The sequence below is a fragment of the Endozoicomonas sp. ALC013 genome (assembly GCF_049310205.1).
In the GTDB taxonomy this organism is placed as follows: Bacteria; Pseudomonadota; Gammaproteobacteria; order Pseudomonadales; family Endozoicomonadaceae; genus Endozoicomonas.
The window spans coordinates 1-8483 of the sequence record NZ_JBLYNS010000175.1; the positions used below are offsets into that span (position 1 = coordinate 1).

The 8483-nt window shown below is 53.4% G+C and carries 8 protein-coding genes; 3 read left to right on the forward strand and 5 right to left on the reverse strand.

What is annotated here, in order from left to right; genetic code table 11:
• Positions 1 to 144: 144 nt before the first annotated feature.
• Both ACO6V1_RS21025 and ACO6V1_RS21030 read right to left on the reverse strand, forming a co-directional pair.
• Positions 145 to 882 (reverse strand): LytR/AlgR family response regulator transcription factor, encoded by a 738-nt coding sequence (locus ACO6V1_RS21025; protein ID WP_422468353.1) that lies wholly within the window; start codon positions 880 to 882, stop codon positions 145 to 147.
• 43 nt (positions 883 to 925) lie between these two features.
• Positions 926 to 2002, reverse strand: coding sequence for a sensor histidine kinase (locus ACO6V1_RS21030; RefSeq protein WP_422449708.1), 1077 nt, complete (start codon positions 2000 to 2002; stop codon positions 926 to 928).
• 417 nt (positions 2003 to 2419) lie between these two features.
• On the opposite strand from ACO6V1_RS21030, the gene argH reads away from it, so the two are divergent.
• The 3 genes from argH (at position 2420) to ACO6V1_RS21045 (ending at position 6809) form a co-directional block, all read left to right on the forward strand.
• Positions 2420 to 3841, forward strand: coding sequence for an argininosuccinate lyase (argH, locus tag ACO6V1_RS21035; protein WP_422468355.1), 1422 nt, complete (start codon positions 2420 to 2422; stop codon positions 3839 to 3841).
• A gap of 89 nt (positions 3842 to 3930) precedes the next feature.
• A complete protein-coding gene (locus ACO6V1_RS21040) occupies positions 3931 to 5562 on the forward strand; it encodes an acyl-CoA ligase (AMP-forming), exosortase A system-associated (RefSeq protein ID WP_422468357.1) in 1632 nt (543 codons plus the stop codon).
• The gene (locus ACO6V1_RS21045) at positions 5559 to 6809 is read left to right on the forward strand and encodes a pyridoxal-dependent decarboxylase, exosortase A system-associated (protein WP_422449711.1); all 1251 of its coding nucleotides are present in this window, start codon (positions 5559 to 5561) and stop codon (positions 6807 to 6809) included. Before ACO6V1_RS21040 ends, ACO6V1_RS21045 begins: the two co-directional genes overlap by 4 nt.
• Before the next feature lie 40 nt (positions 6810 to 6849).
• Here ACO6V1_RS21045 and ACO6V1_RS21050 read toward each other — a convergent pair whose 3' ends face one another.
• The 3 genes from ACO6V1_RS21050 to ACO6V1_RS21060 form a co-directional block, all read right to left on the reverse strand.
• Positions 6850 to 7098 (reverse strand): acyl carrier protein, encoded by a 249-nt coding sequence (locus tag ACO6V1_RS21050; RefSeq protein WP_101745297.1) that lies wholly within the window; start codon positions 7096 to 7098, stop codon positions 6850 to 6852.
• A gap of 107 nt (positions 7099 to 7205) precedes the next feature.
• The gene (gene waaC, locus ACO6V1_RS21055; RefSeq protein ID WP_422468359.1) at positions 7206 to 8216 is read right to left on the reverse strand and encodes a lipopolysaccharide heptosyltransferase I; all 1011 of its coding nucleotides are present in this window, start codon (positions 8214 to 8216) and stop codon (positions 7206 to 7208) included.
• Positions 8213 to 8483 (reverse strand): glycosyltransferase family 9 protein (locus ACO6V1_RS21060; RefSeq protein ID WP_422468361.1); only part of this gene is annotated, 271 nt, incomplete at its 5' end. The genes ACO6V1_RS21060 and waaC, both read right to left, overlap by 4 nt.

Below are 8483 nucleotides of genomic sequence, written 5' to 3' on the forward strand. Positions count from 1 at the left end.
ACTATTCTCGGACAGCCTCCTAGTACCAGCTATAGACAAACACACTGCTGGCAAAACATTTATGAGGGATAATACGACAGACCGGCTTTAAGAGACAGAGGCAGGCTCTGTTGGCCAAGCAGAGCCCGGAAGGGAGGTCAGACTTTACAGGGATTGCATGATTTTTTTGATCAACGGCACATGACGTCGGCTGATGGACAGTGGCTGTGGCACTTCCCTGAGATGGATAAAACAGTGCCCCTTATCATCCCTGGACAGACTTTCAATGGCATCACGGCGCACCAGCGCATTTCGGTGAATTCTGACAAAGTGCTGGCTGTGGTCTTCTTCCAGGGTTTTGAGCGAATCATCAATCAGCACTTCACCCTGGCGATGATGGACCGTCACATATTTATTATCCGCCATAAAGTAGAGCACATCATTCAGGGGAACCAACTCGATACCGCGCAGGGTTTTGGCGGCGATATGGCCCTGCTCCTGATGCTCTGGCAGATGGTCGTTCAGCCAGGCCAGTTGCAGTCGATTAACTTTGCTGGCACGTTGCAATGCCTGATGCAAATGGTCCTGACGAATCGGCTTCAGCAGATAACCCACGGCCTGGGCATCAAACGCTTCCAGGGCATGATTGTCATAGGCGGTGCAGAAAACCACCGCCGGTGGCTTGTCCATGGCGCTGATATACCTGGCAGCCTCCAGACCGCCCATTACGGGCATACGAATGTCCATCAACACGATATCGGGGCGGTACTGGCTGCACAGATCGATGGCATCCCGTCCATTGCTGGCCTCATGTTCAAGCACCATAAAGTTATCAATCCGGCCAATCAGGTGTCTCAGCCGTTCCCGGGCCAGTGGCTCATCATCAACAATCAGGACATTCATTGTTCAGTGATCGGTTCCCGTCAGTAATTTATCAATGTTCTTATCAAATTTGTAAATCAACAGCGTTGTCCCATTGGCAGGGATAGTGCACCTGCGCCGTGTACCATTTGACACCGGAATGCTCCCGGATATCCGTGGTCAGGCTGGCTTTGCTGCCATAGAGCATCGCCAGGCGGGAACGGATATTGTTCAAGGCAATCTGATTGCCCTTGGAAATGGTCTCAGTATATGGCATCGGATTTTCTACAGAAATCTGAACCATTTGCTGATCAATGTTGATGCTGATGGTAATGCAGCCACCGGCCTCCAGTGGCTGAATGCCATGGTAAACGGCGTTCTCCACCAAAGGCTGCAAAGTAAAGGGAGGAATAGACAGCCTGTGCGGAAGTTCACCAACCAGCCACTTGACCTCAAGGCGCTCACCCAGCCTTTGCTGCTCGATTCTCAGGTAACTTTCGCTGATCTGTATCTCTTTCTGGATGGGGACGACCGCACTCTTATTTTGACCGGGATTTTGCAGGCTGGCCCTGAACAGGTCTGACAGGTCTTCCACCGCCTGCTCTGCTTTTTCAGGGTTGACCTGAATCAGGCTGGCAATAATGTTCATGGAGTTAAACAGGAAATGCGGGCGCATCGTCGCCTGCAATGAGTCGAGGCGGGCATTGTGGATAACCTGCTGCTGCAAACTGACTTCATACTGAATGTAAAAATAGCGCAGCAGCATGGCCGAGATAATCAGTGCCGCCAGCAGATTGCGGTTGACCTGTTGCCAGTCCGGTGCAAAGTGAACTGGCGACAGTAAGGCCTGAGAGAGCAACGTAAGCAGCAGCGTAATGATCTGTACGCCCAACAGAGAAATCATGACCGACTGCCAGGTGAGAAGCCCCTTCAGGAAAGGCCTGGCCAGATAGAGAAAGGCGCTGCTGGAGAGCACAATCCACTGAACAAACAGTGACAGCATGGCCAGTCGTGTCCAGCTGAAGTCGACCTCGCCAGGCAGGGCAAGCACCTGAACCAGGACAAACAACTCAGAAATCAGCACCAGCATCAACACCGACTGACCTGACCCAAGATCGGGGAGAAAAAAGTCATCTTTGTTGTGCCGGGGCTGGATCATCATGGGGCGGCTCTTGTTCTTAATGCTAAGTAGTTGGCCAAATGGAATCGTATATTTCTGGCTAAGTGGGCAGTCACTATGCAAGGCACAACGAAGGGAGCATAGCCTTAGCTATGTGACCGGAGTTGTAACGCCGCAGAGTGGCTGTCCACTTAGTCAGAAAATACGATTTCATTTGGTTAACTACTTATTTGAGAACCCGTTTTTATCAGGGGCTGTTTATCTCAGGCGGCCTCTCAGGAAAGAGGCAGTGCATTATTGTTATCGGAAGTCTGTCTATTCTCTTGCCCGGAAGGAGGTGGGCGATGCAATCAAGCCATGACACCGATATAATGCCTCCGCTCACAACGCGCCAATGCCGGAGCGGTATTGATTGTACGTTCGTCTTTAAAAAATGAGAACCGGGTGGGGAAGAGATTAATGTCGGCAAGCCATTCAGCAGATCAGGGTGAAAAACGCAGTAACCACAGCTCTAATCAACAATGGGGTGGGCGTTTCAGCGAAGGCGTCGATGCCTTTGTTGCCCGTTTTACCGCTTCTATTGATTTTGACCGACGCCTCTATCGCCACGATATCCAGGGGTCAGTGGCCCATGCCCGGATGCTGCACCGGGCAGGTATTCTGAGCGAAGATGAACTCAACGCCATTATCTCTGGCCTTGAAGGTATTCTTGAGGATATTGAGCAGGACCGTATCGACTGGTCTATTGAACTTGAAGACATTCACATGAATATCGAGGCTCGCCTGACGGATCGCATTGGCGCTGCCGGCAAAAAACTGCACACCGGGCGCTCCAGAAATGACCAGGTCGCTACCGACATTCGTTTATGGCTGCGTGATGAGATTGACGCCATATCAGCAGAACTCAAGCGCCTGCAGCACGGCCTGTTGGTGGTTGCCGAGCGTGAAGCCGACACCATCATGCCAGGCTTTACCCATCTGCAAACAGCACAGCCTGTGACCTTCGGTCATCACCTTATGGCCTGGTATGAGATGCTGGTGCGTGACGATGAGCGCCTGCAGGACTGCCGCAAGCGTGTTAATATCAGCCCCCTGGGTGCTGCTGCACTGGCAGGCACCACCTACCCTGTTGATCGGGAATATACGGCTTCTGCCCTTGGTTTTGAGCGCCCTTCCCGCAACTCTCTGGACTCCGTCAGTGACCGGGACTTTGCCATTGAGTTCTGTGCCGCCGGGGCCCTGATCATGACGCACTTGTCACGCATGTCTGAAGAGCTGGTGCTGTGGACTTCAGCGCAGTTTAACTTTATTGACCTGCCAGATCGCTTCTGTACCGGCTCTTCCATTATGCCGCAGAAGAAAAACCCGGATGTGCCGGAACTGGTCAGAGGCAAAACCGGCCGGGTCAATGGCCATCTGGTGTCATTGCTGACCTTGATGAAATCCCAACCGCTGGCTTACAACAAAGACAATCAGGAAGATAAGGAACCACTGTTTGATACGGTGGATACCCTCAGGGATTGTCTGCGGGCGTTTGCTGATATGGTGCCGCATATTCAGGCCCGTAAAGAAAACATGCTGGAAGCCGCCCGCCGGGGTTTCAGCACCGCTACCGATCTGGCGGATTACCTGGTGCGCCGTGGCATGCCCTTCAGGAATGCCCATGAAGTGGTGGGTAAAGCGGTGGCCTTTGGTATTCAGGAAGGCCGGGACCTGTCTGAGATGACGCTGGCGGAGCTTCAGGTTTTCTCCGATACGATCGGGCAGGATGTATTTGATGTCCTGACGCTGGAAGGCTCGGTAAGCGCCCGTAATCATCTCGGTGGTACAGCGCCAGAGCAGGTCCGGCAGGCTGTGCTGAATGCCCGTAAAACACTTTAAAGTGTGGCGGTGGCCTTCTATTCCCATGACAACCCATGGGAATAGATCAACCGCCATGGTTGATATACTTTTGAGCCGTTGTTAAACCCATGAGCTTGTTGTTACACCAGATTGTTCTGCGCCAGGCAGAACGTTCGCCTTCCTCGAAAGCCCTGGGCTGCAAAGACCAGTGGTTTGATTACCAGACCGTTTCCCGACAGATTCGTTCGGTGGCCGCCGGGTTGCAAAAGCTGGGTCTGATGCAACATGAACGGGTGGCAATCTACCTGCCTAAAACGCCGGAAGCGGTCTTCAGCTACTTTGGTGCAACGGCCGCCGGTGGCGTTATGGTGCCCGTCAATCCAGTGCTGAAAGCGCCCCAGGTCTTTCATATTCTCAAAGACTGCAATGTTCGTGTGCTGATGACTAACAAAGCCCGCTATCAGCAGCTGGAAGCTGAAATTCACCAGTGCCATGACCTTATGCAAGTGATTCTGGTTGATGGTGACCTTGCTGATGAGGACCCGGTCAATAATCCCTTGTCTGATAGTACTTTCGTTCATCGACAATCCGCCAACCCAATGAACTGGGCAAATTTCCTCAAGCCCTGTGCCTGGTGGGAACCGGTGTCGTCCATTGATGCGGATATGGCGGCGATTCTTTATACCTCCGGCAGTACAGGAAAGCCCAAAGGCGTTGTGCTGTCACACCGTAATATGGTCACGGGGGCCAGCAGTGTTGCCCAGTATCTGGGCAATACACCGGAAGACCGCCTGCTCTGTGTTTTGCCCTTCAGTTTTGATTACGGTTTCAGCCAGCTGACAACGGCATTTCTGGTGGGTGCCAGCTGTTATCTACTGGAATACCTTCTCCCCGGGGATGTGATTAAAACGGTGGAGAAACAGCAGATCACCGGGCTTGGCCTGGTTCCGCCACTCTGGGTTCAGATAGCCGATCTGCCCTGGCCACAAGGGGCTGGTGACAGTCTGCGCTACTTTACCAATACCGGTGGTGCCATGCCGACGGCCACCCTGGCCGTACTGCGACAGCGTTTTCGCTATGCCAAACCTTACTTGATGTATGGTTTGACCGAGGCATTTCGCTCCTGCTTTCTTCCTCCCGAACAGATTGATTTACGACCCGGGTCTATGGGTAAAGCCATTCCCAATGCGGATGTGATGGTGATCAATGAGCTGGGTGAGATCTGTGGACCCCATGAACCCGGCGAGCTGGTGCACCGTGGTGCCCTGGTCAGCATGGGATACTGGAATGATCCGGAGCGAACCGCTGAACGCTTCCGGCCTGCACCCTGTGCCATACCGGGAATTCCGGGCAAAGAGCTGGCCGTCTGGTCCGGTGATATTGTTCGTAAAGACGACAATGGATATATTTATTTTGTCGGTCGTCGCGACGATATGATCAAAACCTCCGGTTATCGGGTCAGCCCAACGGAAGTGGAAGAGGTGGTTTATTCATCCGGGCTGGTGGCAGAAGTGGCGGCTATTGGTGTCCCGCACTTCCGTTTGGGGCAGGCCATCGTTCTGGTCGTAGTGAGCAGCAGTGAAATCGATGAACCCTCATTGATCCGCCACTGCCAGCAATGTCTGCCCGCTTATATGGTCCCCATCCGTGTTATCCAGCAAACGACACTTGCCAGAAATCCCAATGGTAAAATTGATCGCAAGCCATTACTGGAAGCCTACCGGAGGCTGTTTCAGGACGAGGAGGCTCCTGTTTCGTGAATGATCTTGGGCAAGAGAAAATGACTAAAGGACATCACCGGCTGGCCAGTCTTCAGTCCAGGGATAACCAATTACTGATTGCCGGGTATACCGCTGCTGATCTGGTGACGATTGCCGGCTCTTCACCCTGCTACATCTACGACCGGCAGGCCCTGACCCAGAGAGTCGCCCAGTTTCGTCAGCAGATGCCCGCAGAGCTGAAGCTTCACTACGCCATAAAAGCCAACCCGATGCCCGCCGTCGTGGGCCATATGGCACAGTGTGTGGATGGGCTGGATGTTGCTTCCCACCGGGAAATGCTGGTTGCCCTGGGTACCGGTATGGCGGCGGCCAATATCAGTTTTGCCGGGCCGGCCAAGGGAGAACATGAACTGAGAGCTGCCGTTGCGGCGGGTATTACCATCAATATCGAGTCCCCCCTGGAGTTGCAACGGCTGTACCTCTGTCACCAGCAGCTGGGTATTCGCCCCCGTATCGCATTTCGGGTGAATCCGGACTTTGAGTTAAAGACCTCCGGCATGAAAATGGCCGGCGGCCCCAAACAGTTTGGTATAGATGCTGAACAAATGCCGTCTATTCTGGCGGGGCTTGATTTGGATAAACTGGACTTTCAGGGTTTCCATATTTTTTCTGGCTCACAGAATCTCAAGGCAGAGTCTCTGATTGAGTGCCATCAGCAAACCTTTGAGCTGGCCGCCAGGCTGGCCGACCTGGTTCGAGCCCCGGTCAGGCATATTAATATCGGTGGCGGCCTGGGCATTCCTTACTTCCCCGGAGAACAGACGCTGGCAATGGAAGGTATTGCCGAAAACCTGCAGTACCTTCTGGATCATCGTCCGGATTCGCTCAAGTCATCAGAGGTGGTGATGGAGCTTGGGCGCTGGCTGGTGGGGGAGGCGGGGTATTATATTTGTCAGGTGACGGATAAAAAAGAATCCCGTGGACAGGCCTTCCTGATGACCAATGGCGGGCTGCACCATCACCTGTCCAACTCAGGCAACTTTGGCCAGGTCATCCGAAAAAATTACCCGGTAGTTCTGGCCCATTGCCTTGACAGTGGCGAACAGGAAGTGGTCGAGATTGTCGGACCGCTCTGTACGCCTCTGGATGTTGTCGGGGCAAAACTGGCATTGCCAAAAGCGGAGGTGGGAGACTATATCGTGGTTCTGCAGTCTGGCGCTTATGGCGCAACCGCCAGCCCTCAGAAGTTTCTCGGGCATCCCGAAGTGGTGGAGTTGTTATTGTGAGAAGAGCCAGGCCGGAATTAATCTGGCCTGGAAATAACCATCAGGCAATTGCCCCAACTGCATCCACATAGGAAAGAACAGAGCCAACGGTTTCGAACAGTTCGGCGTCCAGATCATCGTCGTTGACGGCAATGCCAAAGGTTTCTTCCATTGCCGTAATCAACCCAACCACGGCCATGGAGTCGAACTCCGGAAGGGCTCCCAGCAGTTCAGTCTGTTCATTGAACTCACTGGTATCCAGCTTGAGAAGATCTGCCAAAATGGCGTTCATTTGTTCCAGCTTGGTCATTTATCATCCCGAGGGGTAAAAATCGGCCACTTTAGGCATTTTCCGTCTATGGCGCAACTGTGGTCGTCAGCATGGAATAAACGGAAACTTCTATGTTGTGATAAGGATTAACGTTCGATCTGTGACTCAAGAGCCCGCCAGACCACATCCGGTGTCATCGGTGCAAAAATTCCGGGATTGGTGGCAGGAAACTCGCCGGTTGGACAGTGTTCAAGGGTCAGGTGCTTCTGTCCCGTGCCATAAGCACCGACTTTTACCGGGCTGGTGGGTCCATAGAGCGAGACCGCCGGTGTTTCCAGTGCTGCTGTTAAATGTCCCAGGCCGGTATCAACGGCAACGGCTGCCCGGGCTTCACAAATCACGCCAGCAACGTCAGCCAGTGACAGCTTCGGCAGCACGGTGGCCCGGCTGCTGGCATTGGCAATGCGCTCTGCCCTGGCCTTTTCATGGTCATTACCCCAGGGCAATACGACCTGAAGACCAGCCTGATTCACTTTCTGCGCCAACTCACACCAGTAGTTTTCAGGCCAGTGTTTGGTTGGCCAGGTGGTTCCATGAATAAACACCACATAAGGCTTGTCCTTAATCAGCCCTTTGGGGAATTTGTCTTTATTCAGCAGAAACTGACCCGGTGTTTTCGGTAATACATAGGCCAGCGATTTGGCAAAGAGCTGGCGAACACGCTCAACGGCATGCTGTTCCAATGGGACCGCTTGAGGGAACTGGTAAAAACGGCTGGCAATCGGCTCACGGGCAGACTGTTTATCCAGCCCAAAGCGAGGACCTTTGGCTTTTCTGGCAATGAAAGCGCTTTTTAACAGCCCCTGGGCGTCAATCACGGCATCGTAGTTACTGGCACCCAGGGCTTTTTTGAACTGCTGCCACTCCCCGGATTTCCAGGTTTGCAGCAACGACTTGCGCCAGCGGCGCACAGCGACAGGAATCACCCGGTCAACCGCGGGATGCCAGGCTGGAATCTCGGCAAAACTCTCTTCCACCACCCAGTCAAAACGAAGACCGGGTATGGCTGATACGGCATCGGTCAGTGCCGGAAGGGTGTGGATGATATCCCCCATAGAGGAAGTTTTTACCACCAGAACATGCCTTGGTTGAGTCAACGGGCGTTACCTCCTTCTTCGACCAGCGTTATTTCAGGATGCTTTTCATGGTGACCGTCCTGGTCGGTCGTCAGATGAGCGATGGCAGCCAGAACCCTGTCTGGAGACAGCTGTTTCATGCAGTTCAAATGCCCGAGCGGGCACTCCCTTTTGAAACAGGGGCTGCAATCCAGCTTCATAGACAGTGTTTCACTGTTTTTGTTCATGGGCGGCGTATGATCGGGCGAAGTTGACCCGTAAACCGCCACCAGGGGGCGATTCAGGGCT

What these genes read in the sequence shown, in the direction of transcription:
- ACO6V1_RS21025 (WP_422468353.1), bottom strand. Translation starts at nt 882, where the DNA reads ATGAATGTCCTGATTGTTGATGATGAGCCACTGGCCCGGGAACGGCTG.
- ACO6V1_RS21030 (WP_422449708.1), bottom strand. Translation starts at nt 2,002, where the DNA reads ATGATGATCCAGCCCCGGCACAACAAAGATGACTTTTTTCTCCCCGAT.
- argH (WP_422468355.1), top strand. Translation starts at nt 2,420, where the DNA reads ATGTCGGCAAGCCATTCAGCAGATCAGGGTGAAAAACGCAGTAACCAC.
- ACO6V1_RS21040 (WP_422468357.1), top strand. Translation starts at nt 3,931, where the DNA reads ATGAGCTTGTTGTTACACCAGATTGTTCTGCGCCAGGCAGAACGTTCG.
- ACO6V1_RS21050 (WP_101745297.1), bottom strand. Translation starts at nt 7,098, where the DNA reads ATGACCAAGCTGGAACAAATGAACGCCATTTTGGCAGATCTTCTCAAG.